Below are 971 nucleotides of genomic sequence, written 5' to 3' on the forward strand. Positions count from 1 at the left end.
CGGCGCGCCAACCGGCGCCGGGTGGAGCGCTACGAGCGGTACGAGCGCTACGCCGAGTCGCGCCGCTCCGCACGGGACTCGCTGTGACGGCCTCGCTGCCGCGCCAGGCCTCGCCCCCGGACGAGCCACCGCGGCCGCCCGAGGACCGCGGCCACATGATCCGCCGCCGCTCCCTGACCCTGCTGATCATCGTGCTGCTCATCGGCGTCCCGGCCGGCTACCTGGTGATCTCCGCCAACCAGAGCCGCAACAGCGGCAAGGCCAAGGAGGAGAAGTACTCGGCGACCGGCCTCACGCCGGGCTGGCCCTCACGCGTCCAGCGCCGCCTCTACCGGGTCCCCATCCCGGGGTCCTCGGCCGAGGTCGCGTACTACGAGACGAACAACTGGAAGACCAGCCGTCTCTATGTCCAGTTCCTCACCAGCGACGAGGGTCTCGACAAGTTCCTCAAGACCATCGGCACCAGCCGTGCCGCCCTGAAGAAGAACGACGTCGCCATCGGCGCCCGCGACCGGCGGGTCGTCGGCTGGGAGTTCACGGGCCCCGGCCCGTGGTCGGGCCTGACCCACGCGCAGAAGAACCCGACGCCCACCCAGGACATCGTCGTGGACTGGGCGAAGCCCGGCCATCCCATGGTCTACGTGGTCTCCAGAACGACACCCTGACCCGCCCCGCTCCGCCGCCGAGCCGCACTGTCAGACCCGGCCCGTAGAGTCGAAGACGAGTGATCCGACCAGGGCGGGCCGGACCGGGGCGAGGGAGGTGGCCGGGAGCATGAGCGTGGTTCAGACGCGTGCCGCTGTCGGCACCGAGCCCGAGGTGTCCGTGCGGCTGGCCGCCGTCTTCCTGCCCGCCGCCCTGCCGCGCGACGGCCGGATCGCCTTCTGGGACCCGGACGGGGACGCACCACTCCTCGGCCCGGACACCGAGCTCACGGTCGTCCGGAGGCACGGCGCGGGCGTCCGAAGGGG

General features: G+C 72.3%; 2 protein-coding genes. Both read left to right on the plus strand.

All coding sequences use genetic code 11. The features are described 5' to 3' along the window. The first annotated feature begins 83 nt into the window (after positions 1–83). On the plus strand, positions 84–665 hold the full coding sequence (locus O3Q52_RS53550) for a sugar kinase (RefSeq protein WP_269655609.1): 582 nt from the start codon (positions 84–86) through the stop codon (positions 663–665). 109 nt (positions 666–774) lie between these two features. Next, the coding region (locus O3Q52_RS53555; protein ID WP_269655608.1) for a hypothetical protein at positions 775–971 on the plus strand (197 nt) is incomplete at its 3' end.

The organism is Streptomyces sp. ActVer, assembly GCF_027270795.1.
Lineage (GTDB): Bacteria > Actinomycetota > Actinomycetes > Streptomycetales > Streptomycetaceae > Streptomyces > Streptomyces umbrinus_A.